The following is a 16,166-nucleotide window of genomic DNA, read 5'->3' on the forward strand; positions in this document are numbered from 1 at the left end:
CACACCCGGTTCAGCCGGGCCGGCACCCACCGAAGCGGCAAGAAAGGGATCGCACATGTTCAGCACGGACACGTACCTGGCGCATCTGGGGTTCTCCCAGCCGCCCGCCCCCACCCTGCCGAACCTGCGGCAGTTGCACCGCAGCCATCTGATGACGGTCCCCTACGACACCAACCACACGCACCGCCTCAGCGCGGAGAACATGGCCGACATCGATATCGACAAGGCTTTCGAGGCCATCGTGCCGACCGGCGACGGTGGCATGTGTCTGGAGCTGAACACCCTGTTCGCCCGATTGCTCCGCGACCTGGGCTATGACCTGGACGTCATCAGCGGAGGCACCTATCTGCCCGGTGACACCTTCGCCCCCGACCCCGAGCACATGCTGATGCTCGTCCGTATCGAGGGGCAGGAGTGGCTGGCCGACGTAGGACACGCCGGTCTGTGCTTCACCGAGCCGCTGCGCCTGTCCGAGGAGGTGCAGTGGCAGTACGGCTGTGCGTTCCGGCTGATCCGGCGGGACGGCTATCTCGTGCTGCAGGCCAAGACCCTGGACCACGACTGGCGCACCACCTACCGCTTCACCACCGAGCCCAGGACCTATGACGCCTGGGCCGGTGTCGGTGAGGGCAACGGCCCGGCCATCCTGGCGGCGATGCGCCGGCGCAGGCGCGCCATCGACAAGGGGCAGGTCTTCCTCACCAACAACATGTTCACGATCGTGGAGGACGGCCATGAGAAGGTCACTCTCCTCGTCGACCCGGAACAGCGCGCCCAGGTGCTCGACACGTACTGGGATGGTCGCGACTGACCGAGCAGGTGCCGCCATCCCCGTCCCGCCCCGTAGCCCCTCCGCCCCGCCCCGGCCCATGGCCCGTCCCAGCCGGCGGTCCCGACCCAGCCCGCCGCCGACGACCAGCAGACGAGAGTGATGATGCGCCATGAAATTCGGCTTGCTGTACGGGGCCCAGTTGCCCCGACCCTGGACCCAGGACTCCGAACACCGCCTGTTCCACGACATGTTGGAAGAGATCGAGCTGGCCGACCGGCTGGGCTTCGACCACGTGTGGTGCCCTGAGCACCACTTCCTGGAGGAGTACTCGCACATGTCCGCGCCGGAGGTGTTCCTCGGCGCGGTCAGCCAGCGCACCAGCCGCATCCGCATCGGCCACGCGGTCGCTCTGATGCCTCCGGGGTTTAATCCGACGGCACGGGTGGCCGAGCGGATCGCCATGCTGGATCTGCTCTCCGACGGGCGTGTGGACTTCGGTACGGGGGAGTCCACCACCCCCACCGAGCTGGGCGGCTTCGGCGTGGAGCGTGCCGTCAAACGGGATCAGTGGGCGGAGGCGGTGGACGCCGTCGCCCGTATGTTCGTCGAGGAGCCCTTCGCCGGGTGCGAGGGCAAGTACGTGTCCGCTCCAGTCCGCAATGTGCTGCCCAAGCCGCGGCAGAAACCCCATCCGCCGATGTGGATGGCCTGCGGAAACCGGGACGCGATCCGCATCGCGGCCACCAAGGGCCTCGGCGCGTTGAACTTCTCCTTCTTCGGACCGGCGGAGACCAAGAAGTGGGTCGACGCCTACTACTCGGGCATCGAGTCGGCGGACTGCGTGCCCGCGGGATTCGCGGTCAACGCGCGGATCGCCGCGACCATTCCCATGTTCTGCCACCAGGACGAGACCACGGCGGTGGAACGCGCCGTCGACGGCGTCCAGTTCTTCAACTTCGGCCTCGGCTTCTACGCGGGCTTCGGCACCGCCGCACCGGGCCGCACCAGGCTGTGGGAGGAGTTCCAGCGCGACCGCGACAAGCACGGCATGGGCCGCTCCTCCTTCGGCAAGCCCGGTATGCCACTGGGCAATCCGGCCCGGGGCGCGGTGGGCACTCCGCGCCAGATACGCGACTTCCTGCGGCTGCACGAGGAGGCCGGACTGGACCAGGCGATCTTCCTCGTCCAGGGCGGTGACACCCGGCACGAGCACATCTGCGAGTCGCTGGAGCTCTTCGCCAACGAGGTGATGCCCGAGTTCAAGGAGCGCGACGAGACCGCCGAACGGCTGAAGGCGGCCCGGCTCCGGCCCGCCATCGACGCCGCCATGGCCCGGCGCGAGCCGCCACGGACGGCCGACCCCGACTACATCATCCCGGCCCGGAGCCAGAGCTGACACCGGAGCCGGAGCTGACGCCGCATCGGCATCACCGAAGCAGAAGGAGAACGTGGTACCGCCATGGCTGACACCCCCGAAGAAGAACTCCGCATCCTCGACCCGCAGACCGTCGCGGAGGAGCTGCGCAAACACGGCCCGCCGCGGCAGATCACGATGAACGGCACCACGGCGTGGCTCGTCTCCCGCTACGAAGAGGTCCGGGACTGTCTCGGACACCCCGGCATGAGCCCGGCCGCCGCCTACGCCGCCTCCCAGGGCCAGACCACGCCGGTCAGCGGGCTGTTCGAGGACACGCTGCCCGGCACCAATCCGCCCCAGCACACCCGGCTGCGCAGGCTGCTCGCCAAGGCGTTCACAACACGCAGGGTGGAGAGCCTGCGGCCGCGGGTGCAGGAGATCACCGACACACTGCTGGACCGGATCGCCGTCGACGGCCGGGCCGATCTCGTCACCGCGCTGGCCATTCCGCTGCCCATGCAGGTGATCTGTGAACTCCTCGGCGTGCCCATCGCCGACCGCTCCGAATTCCACCAGTGGGCCGATCTGATGCTCATGCCCCCGCTGGACCCGGACACCGCCGCCCGCTCCCAGGACGCCGCCGCCAAGCTGTGGACGTACATGGAGGACCTCGCCGAGGCCCGGCGGAAGGCCCCGGAGGACGACCTGATCAGCGATCTGATGTCCGCACACGAGGACGACCGGCTCAGCCACCGCGAGGTGGTCGCCACCGCCCGGATGATGCTGATCGCCGGATACGAGCTGACCGGCAGCTTCATCAGCAACGCGGTCTTCTCGCTGCTGTCCCAGCCGGACCAGATGGAGCTGCTGCGCAAGGACCCCGAACTGGCCGGGCGCGGCCTGGAGGAGCTGCTCCGGCACGCCGGGCCGGGCATCCTCGTCGTGCGTTTCGCCAACGAGGACGTGGAGATCGGCTCCGTACCCATTCGCGCCGGCGAGCAGGTGCTCCTGGACATGGACGCCGCACACTCCGACCCGGCACACTTCACCGACGGCGAGCGGCTGGACCTGACCAGGGATTCCGCCGTGCATCTCCAGTTCGGCCACGGCATCCACTACTGCATCGGTGCGCCCCTGGCCAGGGTGGAGGGGCAGATCGCCCTGGAGAGCCTGGTCCGGCGCTTCCCCGGCCTTCGGCTGGGCGTTCCCGCCTCCGAGATCGGCCACAGCAAGAACCCGTTCATCCGCTCGCTGACCGCGCTCCCCGTCGAGTTCGAGGCTCAGCAGCCCGCGGGCGCGGGGTGATCGCGGGACGGCGTCGGATCGGCCAGGCCGGTGACCCGCATCGTGATGTTCAGCCGTCCGGACTTCAGTCCGGTGGCCGGGTCGCCGGTTCCCGGCAGGATCTTGGGGACGGCGTGGTACGCGTAACGGGAGGGGCCGCCGAAGACGAACAGATCCCCGGAGGCGAGTTCGAGGTCGGTGTACGGCTTGGTGCGGGTCTCGGTGTTGCCGAAGCGGAAGACACAGCTGTCGCCGATGGTGAGCGAGACCACCGGGGCGGATGACCGCTCGTCCTTGTCCTGGTGCATGCCGAGTTTCGCCTGGGCGTCGTAGAAGTTGATGAGTGCGGTGTCGGGGGTGTAACCCTCACCGGCCGTTTCGTCGTCGTACGCGTCGGCCAGGGCGCGGCGGCCCAACTCGACCATCCAGTACGGGAATTCGGCCACCCGCGCGCCGTTCACATCATCGGCGGTGCGGGTGTACGCATAGGGCTGCCAGTGCCAGCCGATGCACACCGTCCGCACCGACATGACGCCCCCGCGCGGCAGCTCGGTGTGCCGGATCGGGACCGGGCCGGTGGCCCAGCCCCGGCAGGCGATGACCAGCTCCCGCTGCTGCTCGAGGGTGAGCCAGCCCGGCACGTGGACGGCGCCGGGGGCCACCTCGAGGCGTGGACGAGGGATCAGGGCGTTCATACGGGGATACTCCGCGGACGAGGACTGGATGAGGGACATCAGGTGGCGTCGTGGAAGACCAGCCCCAGCGCGTGGCGCCGCCCGGACCGCACCGTGCTGACCCCATGCCGCATGACCCCGGCCGACCAGCCGCGCTTGGTGGCCACGGGACGGTCACGGGTGGTGAAGATCAGGCCGTGGCCCTGCTGGAGGACGGTCGTGGTACCCCGGGACTGGGCCCGGGGCCGCTGCTCGACCAGCAGGAACTCCCCGCCCGTGTAGTCCGTGCCGTACGCGTCCAGCCCGATCACCACCTGGAGCGGGAAGAGCAGGTCGCCGAACACATCCCGGTGCAGGGCGTTCCAGTCGCCGGGGCCGTAGCGCAGCAGGATCTGGGCGGAGCGGTCCTGTCCGGCCTCATGGCACATGGCCAGCCACTTCTCGAGGCTGTCCGGCCAGGGCGCCGGGCGGCCGAGCCGCTCCGCCCAGTCACGGGCGATGGTCAGCAGCCGCGGATAGAGCGCGGCGCGCAGCTCGGCAACCGGTTCCGGCAGGTCATGCGTGAAGTAGCGGTACTGACCGGAGCCGAAGCGGTGGCGGGCCATGTCGATCGTGCTCCGGAACTGTTCGTCCCGCTCATAGAGCCCGGCGACGCGGGCGCACTGCGCGGGCGTCAGCAACCGTGGCGTGAGCGCGCACCCGTAGGTGTCCAGCTCCTCGGCCAGCTGTGTCCAGTCGGCCGCAGCCACGCGCTGGTGGAGGCGTGCGGTATCGGTCGTGGTGCTCATCGGTGTGCTCCGGGTTCTCCGGGATCCGGGAAGGGTGCGGTACGGGCCCCGGCCGTGGGGCGAGGCCCGCGGCTCAGGCCGTCTGGAGGGCGCCTTCGTGGACGAGGAGCCGCTCCTTGCGCTCCAGCCCGCCCGCATAGCCGGTCAGCGCGCCACTGGCGCCGATGACACGGTGGCAGGGTCGGACGACCAGCAGCGGATTGCGGCCGATCGCGGTGCCGACGGAGCGGACCGCCGTGCGCGGGGCGCCGATCTGCCGGGCGATGTCGCCGTAGCTGACGGTGGTGCCGTACGGAATGGACTCCAGCGCCTGCCAGACCCTGCGCTGGAAGTCCGTACCGCCCTCGACGCACTCGATGTCGAAGCGGGTGAGCTTGCCGTCGAAGTAGGAGCGAAGCTGGGAGACGATCTCGGTGAACGCTTCGGCGTCCTCGCTCCAGCCGTCCTGGACGACGGCTCCGCCCTTCTGTCCGGGCACGGACAGGGAAACGAGTGCGGTACCCCCCGTCGCGGTGGCGGACCTCTCGCCCACCAGCAGCAGCTCGCCGAGCGGGCTGTCGATCGTCGTGTGGACCGTCATGGCTGTGGTCCCTCTCTTCTTCTCGCCGTTCTGTCTTGCGCTGCTCCCAGCATGCGTCTTTCGGACACGGAAAGCTGGCGGGATTCGGACATGGCGCTTCGGGTGCCCTTCCGCTGCTCCCGCCCGCCCGATGACGCGGGTGGCCGCCCTCGACCAGCCGGCGATCAGAAGGGGTGGGGTTCCTGGCCAGTGGTCTTGCGATTGCGGTTGGCCATCTTCTCCCAGAAACCGTGCAGCTCCCTGATGGGGATGCTCACCCACGGAGCCGTGTGGCGGCTGACGGCGGGGGGCCGCCAGCGGAAGCGGCTGTGAAGGAGTGCCTGCTGCTGTCGGCAGAAGGGCTCCTCCATCTCCGTCTGGGCCCCGCCGCCCTTGGGAGGGTAGGGGCACAGGCGGAAGTGGCACGTGGGCAGGCAGGTGGCCCCGGGCTCATTCCCGTCCGCCCGGCCGACGCTGTGCTCGGGGTGGAGCGGGCTGCGGTCATGCGTGAGACAGGGCGGGAGCGTGTCCTTGGTGGCCCTCCTCAGACGTTCTTCGACCTCGTCGGGGTTGCCGTTGCGCTCCGTGAGATTGAGCATGACGAGCACGTCGGCGACCAGGCGCTGGGCCCGCGGATGCAGGGTGCTCCAGCCCACCGACGGGGCGATCCACAGATTGTGCTTGCGGTAGCGCTCGGGGTCGGCCGGGCTGGAGCCGACGTTGTAGATGGCCCGGTTCTCATCGATCCACAGGAAGCGCTCGGGATGCCCGGTCTCGAGGGCCAGGGTCACCAGGTCACCGGCCTCGGCGACGAACGGGTGCAGAAGTCTGTCGCCCTGGTGTCCGGGACGGGCACTGGTGGCAGTGGGCGTGTCGTATGCGGTGCCCGCCGTGGAGAGCCACCGGGCCACCGATCGCACGGGGTCGGCGCCTTGGTTCGGTGGGCTCGTGTCGCCATCCGGGACCTGATCCGCGGACGCCGTCCGCCCATGGCCCCGCCAGTGCCGCTCGGTCGTGTCCGGTCCGGGCGGGCGTCCGATGGCGTCGGGAAGCGACCACAGGCACAAAGCGTGCAACAAGGTGAGCTGCGCATACCAGCAGCGGCTGCACGTCAACATCTTCTCGGCCTGCTTGACGAGATAGGCCAGGGTCTCGTCACAGACGTCGGGGTGGCGTCGTCTGCGGTTGGCGGCGTTCTTGAAGCCGCGGGCGAGAGCGTTCTCCAGCGAAAGGGGCAGGTCCGGCTCTGTGTGCGGAGCATGAGGCATCACGGGGCCGCGGAGGCGGGTGGTGGGCGCGAGGTGCTGCAACCAGATTTCCAACCGCTCCTTCGCTTCGTCGCGGTACTTCTCGGAGACGGAGCCGACCATCATGGGAAGGAGCCAGGCCCTCAGGGCGAAGTGCCGCCACCATCTGGCCCTGTCGTTCTCGTAGTCCGCCACGAAACGGGCGTGCTCCTGCTCTCGTCGTCTCGCTTCGCCGGGGCTGAGGGGTTCGCGATCTCCTCTTTCCAGCCACTTTGTGTATGCGTCATTCAACGTCCGTTTGGCCTGGCGTGTCTTCCTCAGATACTGCAGTACGGGATCGGTCCCCAAGGGGAAGTGTTTCCGCAGGGCGCTGAAGGCCGTGTCGCCGCCCGAGCTTATTTCCTGCGTAATGGCGATCCGGACCGGATGGGAGGGCTCGTGGGTACCGATGTCGAAAAACTGGCTGTACGGCAAGGGTGATGGCGCCCCGGGCCGTTGTGTGGAGCGCCGGTCCGACCTGCGGTGGTCCACTTCGCGGAGGGCCGCTCCGAAGTGGTGCACCAGCCTGAGCTTCGCCTCCTCGATGGCTCGCTGGTCACCTCTGATGGTCAGCCCGGGCCAGGCGGAAAGGAGCTCATCGGCGATCTCGGTCTGCTTGGATTCGGGATCCACGCTGTCGATGTCCAGGGCCGCGGAATAGAGATCGAAGTACTTGGGGTCCTTTCGGCCCTCGGCGGCTTTGCGGAGAATGCTGGAGAGTTTTTCGCGTTCGTTCGCATGGCCGGGGCCGGGGCCGGGGCCGGGGCCGGGGCCGGGGCCGGGGGCATGGCCGGGGGCGGGACGCGGTGCGGCAGTCGGCTGGGCACGGCCGGTCGCCGCCCGATGACGGGAAAGCAGTACCAGCGCGATCAGCAATTCGCGGGCGGGTCCCGGGCTGTGCAGGGCGGGCTCGATGACCTGACGTATCTGATCGTCGTCCATGCGATGCAGGAGGCGATATCCCAGATACGCCTGGATGATGCTGTGCGGGAAGCGCACCTTGTTCTCATGGGCCATCACCAGCCCGAGCATCTGTCCATTATTGGCGAAGCGAGAAAGTTCGGTCTTGCATGCGTTCGGATGCTCCGCGGGTTTCAGCCAGTGCGCCGTGTCATCGAACTCGTTGACGAGAGCCTTCCAGATGGCGGCGCGCTGCCTCTCGGAGACCGGCAGACGCCCATCCCTGGGCTCCCCCTGGCCGTCCTCGTCATCCGTGCACGTCTCGACCAACTCGTCGAACGTCACCTCCAGGCGGTCCCGCACAAGCCCCAGGCAGGCGAGGGCGGAGATCACCCGTATGGTCTCCTGGCGCTCCTGACGGTCCATCGCCAGCGTGTCGAACAGAAGGCCGTCTTCGACTGCCTTCCGGTAGGTGTCCAGAAGCCAGAGTCTGAGGGTGGCGCAGTCATGGCTACGGGTGTCCAGCCGGTCGGGTTCCTCGCGCAGGGTCATGTGTTCCAGCAGTCCGCGTTCCTGCAGGAGCCGGGCGATCTGCAGATAGCTCGGCGAGTCCGAGACGTCGGCGGTCTCCACGATCCAGTCCAGACGGCGCTCATCGACCTCGGAGAAGTCCCTCACCAGGTACTCCAGCGCCGCCTCCTCGCTCAGCGGCTCCAGGTCGGCGATCACGGCCCGGGTGCCCTCCAGGGGCGGATGCGGGCGGGAGGCGATGACCAGGGGCAGCTTCTGCCGGGCCGCCCGGTCGATGGCCCGGCGGATGATGTTGTCGCGGTCGTCCCGGCGATCCTTGTCGAGAAGCGCCTCCTCCAGCCCGTCGGCGATGACGACGGCCTTGTCGTCGAGCCGCAATTGCCGCCAGGTCTTGTCGAACTGACCACTGGCCAGTACCCCTTGATCCGCTTCCTCCGCCAGGCGGCGCCGGGCCATCTTCTCGAAGTCCAGATCCCCGTCGGCGTCCATGTCACGAAGGCGTATGGGCACCGGAACGGCAGCTTGCTGGGCCAGCATGTGCGTGAGCTCGACCAGCACCGCGGTCTTGCCCACCCCCACCCCGCCGACCAGCAGATAAGGCCGGCGCGTCCTGCGGTTGCGCAGTGTCTGGGCGATGACCTGGGAGAGCTCCCGGCGTCCGACGATCCGGTCGATGAGCGTTCCCGCGGTGGGGACCAGGTCGTGCGGTGCCGATCTCGCCTTGTCGACCAGCGGTTTCTTGGTCTTGTGGTACCAGTAGATCAGGAAGAGCATCAGGACGAAGGAAGCCGCGAGTGGCGGTCCGACGATGCGGGTGGCGGTGGTGAACCACGTGCTCCGCTGCATGGTGTGGAACCAGGTTCTCTCCCCGTTGACCGAGTCGTAGATGGCCGCTGCCAGCCACAGGACGAGGAGGGCCGTCCCGGCATAGGCGTAGCCACGCACGAGCCGGCCGAAGGTGGGCCGCCATCCGCGCCAACTCCGGTTCGGAAGGATGCTCCGGCTCGCCTCCCGGTTGGTCCTGAAGGTTCGCCAGCGTCTGCCCATGCCACCGCCGAGGCGGGAGAACGCCCGTCGGGGATACAGCGTGTACCAAGGAGCGTTGGGCGGACGTATCTTTCCTTCTGGGTTTCGTACGACCTTGGTCATGAGGTCCGTTCCCAGCCGATACTCGCCGTACGGATGTCTCTCATTCCATGAAACCCACCCCTGGAACAGCACGCAACGTGGCCCGGGTGCGCCGCGTGCCCTCGCGTCAGCGGATGCCGATTCGCCCGTTCGAGAAGTGGCCGAGCGCCTGGTCGATTTCGCTGAGGGGCTCGCGGAGGGCGTAGATGGCGAAGCGCAGCCGCGTTCGGCCCTTCCAGGTGCGGCGCATGCGCGTGCGGGCCTCGGGCTGGTCCAGTCCGCTGACTCCGGAGGTGGTGGCGGACACGCCGGGGGTGAGGTCGACCCGGACCGCGCTGAGGCCCTGGCCCGTGACCCGCACCTGGGCGATCGCGGACCAGGGGAGGACGACGGGGTCGGGGGCTGCGTCGATGGTGCAGCGCAGGCCCTCGGGGGAGAGGTGCATGGCCACGGGGGATACGTCCTTCACCGCCCAGGTCCGCTTCAGACGCCGTAGGGCGGCGAACCGGCGCCTGGCGTCGTAGAGGAAGAACACCGCCGGCCAGGCGAACACCAGGACCCAGAGCTGGGAGGCGCTGGGGCCGAGGGTGACGAGGAGGAGGACCACGGCCGCGACGATGACGGCGGCACCGCCCACTCCCGCCCACGCGGCCACCGGCAGGGTGCGCAGCAGGGAGGCCCGCACGCGGGACACCGCCTCGGGGTCGGACGTCACGATGTACTCCTGGCGGCCCTGTCCCTCGTGCATGATCACAGTCTCGATCACCGGAGTGGGGAAAGCCAAGCCCTTCCCCGTTGGCTGTCTGCTGGGCTGTGCTGATCAAGGGTGGTCGGCGATGGCACGGGGAGGTGGGTTACGCGTCCGCCCGGCCACGGGCACAATGAGGCGGCTGCACCAACTACCGCCCCTTTCAAGGAGGTTCGGGTGAGAACAGCACGCCGTACCAGAAGACGTGGTCGGTTCCGGTTGATCGCCGCGGTGTCCGGTCTGTTCGTCACGGCAGCCCTCGCGACAGTCGGCACGAGCGCGGCCGCCTCCTCAGCGTCCACCGCCACGTCCCCTTCCGCGTTAACGTCTACGTCTCCTTCCGTGTCCGGTGCCGCCTCGGCCGTGGCGTCCCTGGATGTCCCGGGCACCGCCTGGACCGTGGACGAGCGCACCGGAACGCTGCGCGTCCTCGTCGGCTCCGCGGTCCCGGACGCCGACCTGGCCAGGATCGACCGCACCGTCGAGCGCTTCGGTGGCGCCGTCACCGTCGAGCGTCTCGACGGCCCGCTGCGGACCCTCCTCTCGGGTGGCGACGGGATCCACTCCTCCACGGGGGTGCGCTGCTCCGCGGGGGTCAATGTGCAGAGCGGCGCCACATATTACTTCGTCACGGCCGGCCACTGCACCGATGGCGACGCCACCTGGTACACCGGCTCCGGTACGACCACCCCGGTCGGCCCGACGACCGGCACCAGCTTCCCGGGCAATGACTACGGCGTCGTCCGGTACGCCAATACGGCCGTTCCGCACCCCGGGACCGTGGGGACCGTCGACATCACCGGGACCGCCACCGCCCACGTCGGCCAGCAGGTCTGCCGCCGGGGTGCCACGACCGGTGTCCGGTGCGGTGTGGTCACCGCGCTCAACGCGACCATCAACTACGGCGGCGGTGACATCGTCTACGGTCTGATCCAGACCAACATCTGCGCCGAGCCGGGCGACAGCGGTGGTCCGCTCTACGCCGGCGACAAGATCATCGGCATTCTTTCGGGCGGCTCCGGGGACTGCACCTCCGGAGGCACCACCTACTACCAGCCGATCCAGGAGGTGCTGAGCGCCTACGGCCTCACCGTCTACTGACGGGGCCCATCGGCTGTCGTGGCTCCGTGGTGCGCTGCCTGGCCGGGACCGCCCGCCAGAGGTCCCGGCCCGCTGGGCGTGAGCCGGTGCGGGCCCACGAAGGGCCGCACGCCGCACACCGCAGCCGCACGTCACAGGCCGTGGCGGCGGTCGCCCAACACCGCTTCGCAGGCTCGCGATTCCACCTCCGCGGAGAACGCCACCTCGTCGCGGGCCCGGGCCGCGGCGACGGCCTGTCGGGTCTCCTCGGCGATCAGATCAGCGTTGATATGGGCGGCCGCGGTCGCGCCCGCCGCCGCGGCGGCACCCACCTGGGCGGACAGATCGGTGACATTGCCCGCCACCCACACCCCGGGCACATCGGTGCGCCCGGTCGCGTCGGACGGGATGTGCTCACCGGCGCCACTCGGATGTTCCACCGGCCCCAGCCCGAGCGCCGCCAGGAAGCCGGTGCGCGCCACCATCCGGGGCGCGACGGCCAGTGCCTCGCGCTTGACCAGGCTGCCATCGCGCAGGCGCACGCCGACCAGACGGTCCTCGGCGATCTCCAGGGACGCCACCTCGCCGTCCACCACGCGGATGCCACGGGCGGCCAGCTGCTCCGCCTCCTCGCCGGTCGGCACCGGCAAGGTGTGGGAGAAGAAGGTGACATCCGCGCTCCACTGCCGGAAGAGCATCGCCTGGTGCACCGACAGCGGCCCGCTCCCCAGTACGCCGATGGCCCGGTCGCGGATCTCCCAGCCGTGGCAGTACGGACAGTGCACCACCTCCCGGCCCCACCGGGACCGCAGCCCCGGGACGTCCGGCAACTCGTCGACCAGCCCGGTGGCCAGCAGCAGTCGGCGTGCGCGGACGGTCCGGCCATCGGCCAGGGTCACCTGGAACCCGGACCCCTCCCGGGCCGCGGCGCCCACCTCGCCGGACACCACCTGACCGCCGTAGCCGCGGACTTCGGCCCGGCCCCGCTCCACCAGCTCGGCCGGCGCGATCCCGTCCCGGGCCAGCAGCCCGTGCACCCCCGAGGCCGGGGCGTTGCGCGGGGCGCCCGCGTCGACCACCACCACCGAGCGCCGCGCCCGGGCCAGCATCAGCGCCCCGCTCAGCCCCGCGGCGCCACCACCGATCACCACCACGTCGTAGGTGTTCTTCAGCTCATCGGTCACGTTGACCACCTCCACGGCCCACCGTGCGGGCCTGCCTTGGAACGAGGCAAACCGCCTTGCCGAGATGGCAAAGTCCACGGTCGTCACGGGGGTGCGCAGCTCATGGGCGTAGACCAGCTTCTCGGCCTGGAACGATCCGGCCTACAGCCGGGGAGTCGCCCGTGGCCGGGGCGAGGGGTTCAGCGGACACGGACGACTCCTGGTTCGAGGCAACGGGGGGAGGCGGACGCATGCCGGCCGCGCCGGTTGAGTCGTCGGCTGAACACCCAGACGAGTTCCGAGCGTCTTCTATGGCCTGGCTCACAAAGGTCAGGTGGAGGCGATTCACGGCCACGCTTGTCACCCGCGTGATGAAGATTGAGCCACCGTCACGCACACCGGCCGCGGCTGGCACCATGGCTGCCATGTCCGCCGGGCCACCGTTCCGCCTCGCACGAGCCGCCGTGTTCGCGGCGGTGTGCGTCGTGGTGACGGCGCTCGGACACGTGCTGATGTCCGGTGACACCCTGCCGGTGTGGGCCGTGGCCGCCGCGTTCGCCGGGACGACGGCCGCCGCGTGGTGGGTCACCGGGCGCGAGCGCGGTGCGTCGGTCGTGACCGGTGCGACGCTGGTCGCGCAACTCGGCCTGCACATGGCGTTCCGGTTCGCGGAGGCGACAGTCGCCCCCGTGGCGGGTGCCGCCTCCGTGGCGGGAAGCGCCACGGGCGACGGGACGCCCGGCCTGCGGGACATGGACGCCGGACCCATGAGCGGCGCCGCCATGGGCCATATGCACCACGGCGCTGACGCGATGTCCGCCACCGCGCCGTCCTTGGGCCATCTGCCGTGGCCCTGGGCGGGTCCGGGCGGGCCGGGCATGGCCACGGCCCACCTTCTCGCCGCGCTGATCTGCGGGTTGTGGCTGTGGCGCGGTGAGCGCGCCGCCTTCCGGCTCGGCCGCGTGCTCGCGACCCTGCTGTTCGTCCCGCTCGTTCTCGCCCTGCGCATCCTGGGCGCGGGCGCCACTCCGCTGCCCGCGTGGCCGTCCGCACCGGCCATCGCCCGCCGGTTGCGCGGAGTCCTGCTACGGCACGTCATCCTCCGCAGAGGGCCACCGGCGCGGTTCGCCGCCTGCTGAACCGCCCGTCCTTCCCCTGCCCTGGTTTGGGGTCCCGCCCCGCTGTGGGGTCCTGACCCGATCCGGGGCCCCGCCCCGGATCGGGGCGAACGCCGGTGACGGGCGGAGTACCGGCGCCTGCCCGGCGTCGGCCCCATCCCTCGGCACCGCCGGTCCCGCGCCGCCCCGCCGCGCCTTCGCGCGTCCGTGGCGCCTGCCGGTGTGCCGTTCACCGCCTTCCGAAGGACGTTTGACGATGCCTTCCCCCACGCTGTCCGCCGCACCGAGAAGAGCCGTGCAGTCCGCTGCCGTGCATGCGCACGGCTTCGCCACCGCGGCGAACGACCGCCAGGTCACCGAATGGGCGCTGGCCGCCCGTGACGGCGACCGCGACGCGGTCGACCACTTCATCCGTGCCACCTACCGCGATGTGCGCCGCTTCGTGCTCCATCTCAGCGCCGACCCCCACGGCTGTGAGGACCTCGCCCAGGAGACATATCTGCGGGCGCTGACCGGGCTGTCGCGCTTCGCGGGCCGCTCGTCGGCCCGTACGTGGCTGCTGTCGATCGCCCGCCGTGTGGTCGTCGACCGCTACCGCATGGCCGCCGCCCGCCCCCGCACGCTGGACGCCGACGACTGGCAGGAGGTGGCCGAACGGGCGCAGCCCGTCGGGCTCCCCGGGTTCGACGAGGGGGTGGCGCTGATGGATCTGCTGGCGGCGCTCGCCCCGGCGCGCCGCGAGATGTTCCTCCTCACCAAGGTGCTCGGCCTGCCGTACGCGGACGCCGCCACCGCCACCGGCTGCCCCATCGGCACCGTACGCTCCCGCGTGGCCCGCGCCCGCGAGGACATCAACGCACTGCTGGCCGCTGCCGAGGAGGCCGCGGAACCGGTGCGGTTGGCGGGCTGAGCCCCAACGATGATGCGGGGCGCGGCGGGCGGCAGGTCTCGGCGGCTGCCCGCCGCGCCCTGTAGGTGACCGCTCGCCCGGCTGGTGACGTACGGGCCGCGCGTCCTACGGGACGCGAGCCCTACAGGACGCGGGCCAGCCGGGCGCATCGGCGGCAGGCGCGCGCCGAGGGAGCGACGACCGCGTGTGATACGGCGGCGAAGGCCCCGGCCAGCGCGAGCAGCGGCCAGTCCGTGGCCAGGAGGGACGCGACGGTGAGAGTGAGCGTGGCGACCCCCATGGCCACGCCCGCCGTGGTACCGGCCCAGGCGATCGCCAGGGGCAGCCGGGGCGGTACGGGCAGTCGGCGGGCCAGGGTGCCGGTGGCGGCCAGTGCCAGCGCGGCGAGCAGCGCGATGGCGCCGACGACCGTGGCCAGCTGCGTGGCGAGCAGCTGGGCGGTGCGTGGCACCAGACCGTCCTGGCCGGGTGCGGTGCTCGAGCTCAGATACCAGCAAGCGGTGAGGAAGGGGGCGGTGAGGGCGACGGCCCAGGCGGTGTGCCGCGCCTGTGCGATGGTCAGCTCCCGCTGACAGCCGGGCGCGAGTTCCTCCGGCGTTCCGAACTCCCGGACCGCGTCGTCCGCCGCCCGGGTGGGTGTGCTTCCGCCGCGGATGTGCGCCGCCACCGTTTCCGTAAGGCCGTCGCGTATCTCCTCGATCATCCGCGCCTTGGCCCGCGCCGGACCGTGCAGGACGGCCGTCAGGTCGGTGATGTACGTCTCGATGGGATCAGCTTCGACGGGGTCGGCCGTGTCCGGGTCGGCCGTGTCGGGATGGGCTTCGGCGGGACCGGTCTGCCGACCGTGGGCGCTCATATCGCGGACCGGGGCTCTGCCCCCGGGTTCAGAACGGAGCCGATCGCCATGGTGAACTCCCGCCATGCGGTGCGCTCCTCGGCCAGACTTCTCCGACCCGCGTCGGTGAGCTGGTAGCAGCGCCGCCGTCGTTCGCCGACCGACTCCCAGCTGCTGGTCAGCAGCCCCAGCCGCTCCAGCTTGTTCAACGCCGGGTAGATGGTGCCCGTGCGCAGGTCGAGCACGCCTCCGCTGCGCTGCTGAACCGCGGTGATGATCGCGTACCCGTGCAGTGGTCCCTGCTCGAGAACGGCCATCAGCAGCCCGTCCAGGTGTCCTCGCACTCTGTCTGGCCTCATAGATAGGCAGCCTACCTATAGAAGGTGTAGGCGTGCTATGTATTGGCAGCCAACATATAGACCACCGGGTCGGAAGGCTTGCCATGACCAAGCTGCTGCTGTCCATACATGTCCTCGCGGCGATCCTGGCGATCGGGCCGATCGCGGTGGCCGCCTCGCTCTTCCCGCGCTATGCGCGCCAGTCCGTATCGGCCCAGTCCGTATCGGCCCAGTCCGTATCGGCCCAGTCCGCACCGGCGCGGCCCGATGGCTCCGACGCTCAACGCGCCACCGCGGTCGCCGCGCTCCTGCACCGGATCTGCCGTGGCTACGCCCTCGCGGGTATCGCCGTGCCACTCTTCGGCCTGGCCACGGCCGCCCGACTCGGTGTGCTCACCGATGTCTGGCTCATCGCGTCGGTCGTCCTGACCACGGTCGCCGCGCTCGTCCTCGCGCTGGCCATCATCCCGGCCCAGCGGGGCCTGCTCACCGCACCCGAGGACACGGCCACGAAGGGGAACTCCGCGGTGGCGGCTCGGCTGGCCATGCTCACCGGGGTCTTCAACCTCCTCTGGGCGATCGTCGTCGTGCTGATGATCGTCCGGCCCGGCTCGACCACCGGAGCGTGACGTCCGTCCCCGCCTGACGCCACGGCCCGGATGGCCGGTCGGCTACGGAGGATGTCCGGCGGACCA

Annotated in this window: 15 protein-coding genes; 7 read left to right on the forward strand and 8 right to left on the reverse strand. The window is 70.3% G+C overall.

Annotated features, from left to right (window positions below; translation table 11 throughout):
- Nucleotides 1-55 precede the first annotated feature (55 nt).
- From ACZ6TD_RS42110 to ACZ6TD_RS42120, 3 genes are all read left to right on the forward strand, one after another.
- The gene (locus tag ACZ6TD_RS42110; protein WP_471346698.1) at nucleotides 56-811 is read left to right on the forward strand and encodes an arylamine N-acetyltransferase family protein; all 756 of its coding nucleotides are present in this window, start codon (nucleotides 56-58) and stop codon (nucleotides 809-811) included.
- A 208-nt stretch (nucleotides 812-1,019) separates the two neighbouring features.
- A complete protein-coding gene (locus tag ACZ6TD_RS42115) occupies nucleotides 1,020-2,168 on the forward strand; it encodes an LLM class flavin-dependent oxidoreductase (protein ID WP_471358531.1) in 1,149 nt (382 codons plus the stop codon).
- Nucleotides 2,169-2,231: 63 nt separating this feature from the next.
- Entirely contained in the window at nucleotides 2,232-3,434 is a 1,203-nt protein-coding gene (locus ACZ6TD_RS42120) for a cytochrome P450 (RefSeq protein ID WP_471346700.1), read from the forward strand.
- Here ACZ6TD_RS42120 and ACZ6TD_RS42125 read toward each other — a convergent pair.
- The 5 genes from ACZ6TD_RS42125 to ACZ6TD_RS42145 all read right to left on the reverse strand — a co-directional run bounded on the left by ACZ6TD_RS42125 (nucleotide 3,410) and on the right by ACZ6TD_RS42145 (nucleotide 10,027).
- Complete coding sequence (locus ACZ6TD_RS42125; protein WP_471346702.1) at nucleotides 3,410-4,108, reverse strand: alpha-ketoglutarate-dependent dioxygenase AlkB family protein; 699 nt, start codon at nucleotides 4,106-4,108, stop codon at nucleotides 3,410-3,412. The two genes, ACZ6TD_RS42120 and ACZ6TD_RS42125, sit on opposite strands and share 25 nt — an antisense overlap.
- 38 nt (nucleotides 4,109-4,146) lie before the next feature.
- Nucleotides 4,147-4,875, reverse strand: a complete 729-nt coding sequence (locus ACZ6TD_RS42130) for a 2OG-Fe(II) oxygenase (RefSeq protein WP_471346703.1) — start codon at nucleotides 4,873-4,875, stop codon at nucleotides 4,147-4,149.
- Between the two features lie 73 nt (nucleotides 4,876-4,948).
- Nucleotides 4,949-5,455, reverse strand: coding sequence for a methylated-DNA--[protein]-cysteine S-methyltransferase (locus ACZ6TD_RS42135; RefSeq protein WP_471346705.1), 507 nt, complete (start codon nucleotides 5,453-5,455; stop codon nucleotides 4,949-4,951).
- Between the two features lie 164 nt (nucleotides 5,456-5,619).
- The gene (locus tag ACZ6TD_RS42140; RefSeq protein ID WP_471346707.1) at nucleotides 5,620-9,300 is read right to left on the reverse strand and encodes an NACHT domain-containing protein; all 3,681 of its coding nucleotides are present in this window, start codon (nucleotides 9,298-9,300) and stop codon (nucleotides 5,620-5,622) included.
- Between the two features lie 106 nt (nucleotides 9,301-9,406).
- Entirely contained in the window at nucleotides 9,407-10,027 is a 621-nt protein-coding gene (locus tag ACZ6TD_RS42145) for a hypothetical protein (protein WP_471346709.1), read from the reverse strand.
- A gap of 177 nt (nucleotides 10,028-10,204) precedes the next feature.
- On the opposite strand from ACZ6TD_RS42145, the gene ACZ6TD_RS42150 reads away from it, so the two are divergent.
- Entirely contained in the window at nucleotides 10,205-11,128 is a 924-nt protein-coding gene (locus ACZ6TD_RS42150; protein ID WP_471346711.1) for a S1 family peptidase, read from the forward strand.
- A gap of 131 nt (nucleotides 11,129-11,259) precedes the next feature.
- Here ACZ6TD_RS42150 and ACZ6TD_RS42155 read toward each other — a convergent pair whose 3' ends face one another.
- Nucleotides 11,260-12,291: an NAD(P)/FAD-dependent oxidoreductase gene (locus ACZ6TD_RS42155; protein WP_471346712.1), complete on the reverse strand. Its 1,032-nt coding sequence runs from the start codon at nucleotides 12,289-12,291 to the stop codon at nucleotides 11,260-11,262.
- A 404-nt stretch (nucleotides 12,292-12,695) separates the two neighbouring features.
- On the opposite strand from ACZ6TD_RS42155, the gene ACZ6TD_RS42160 reads away from it, so the two are divergent.
- Nucleotides 12,696-13,409, forward strand: coding sequence for a hypothetical protein (locus ACZ6TD_RS42160; RefSeq protein WP_471346714.1), 714 nt, complete (start codon nucleotides 12,696-12,698; stop codon nucleotides 13,407-13,409).
- A gap of 235 nt (nucleotides 13,410-13,644) precedes the next feature.
- The gene (locus tag ACZ6TD_RS42165; RefSeq protein ID WP_471346716.1) at nucleotides 13,645-14,298 is read left to right on the forward strand and encodes a sigma-70 family RNA polymerase sigma factor; all 654 of its coding nucleotides are present in this window, start codon (nucleotides 13,645-13,647) and stop codon (nucleotides 14,296-14,298) included.
- A 121-nt stretch (nucleotides 14,299-14,419) separates the two neighbouring features.
- Here ACZ6TD_RS42165 and ACZ6TD_RS42170 read toward each other — a convergent pair whose 3' ends face one another.
- Nucleotides 14,420-15,154, reverse strand: a complete 735-nt coding sequence (locus tag ACZ6TD_RS42170; RefSeq protein ID WP_471346717.1) for a permease prefix domain 1-containing protein — start codon at nucleotides 15,152-15,154, stop codon at nucleotides 14,420-14,422.
- The gene (locus tag ACZ6TD_RS42175) at nucleotides 15,151-15,492 is read right to left on the reverse strand and encodes a PadR family transcriptional regulator (RefSeq protein WP_471346719.1); all 342 of its coding nucleotides are present in this window, start codon (nucleotides 15,490-15,492) and stop codon (nucleotides 15,151-15,153) included. The genes ACZ6TD_RS42170 and ACZ6TD_RS42175 overlap by 4 nt, the downstream gene beginning before the upstream one ends.
- 83 nt (nucleotides 15,493-15,575) lie before the next feature.
- On the opposite strand from ACZ6TD_RS42175, the gene ACZ6TD_RS42180 reads away from it, so the two are divergent.
- Nucleotides 15,576-16,100, forward strand: coding sequence for a hypothetical protein (locus ACZ6TD_RS42180; RefSeq protein ID WP_471346721.1), 525 nt, complete (start codon nucleotides 15,576-15,578; stop codon nucleotides 16,098-16,100).
- Nucleotides 16,101-16,166 lie beyond the last annotated feature (66 nt).

The organism is Streptomyces yongxingensis (assembly GCF_055597465.1).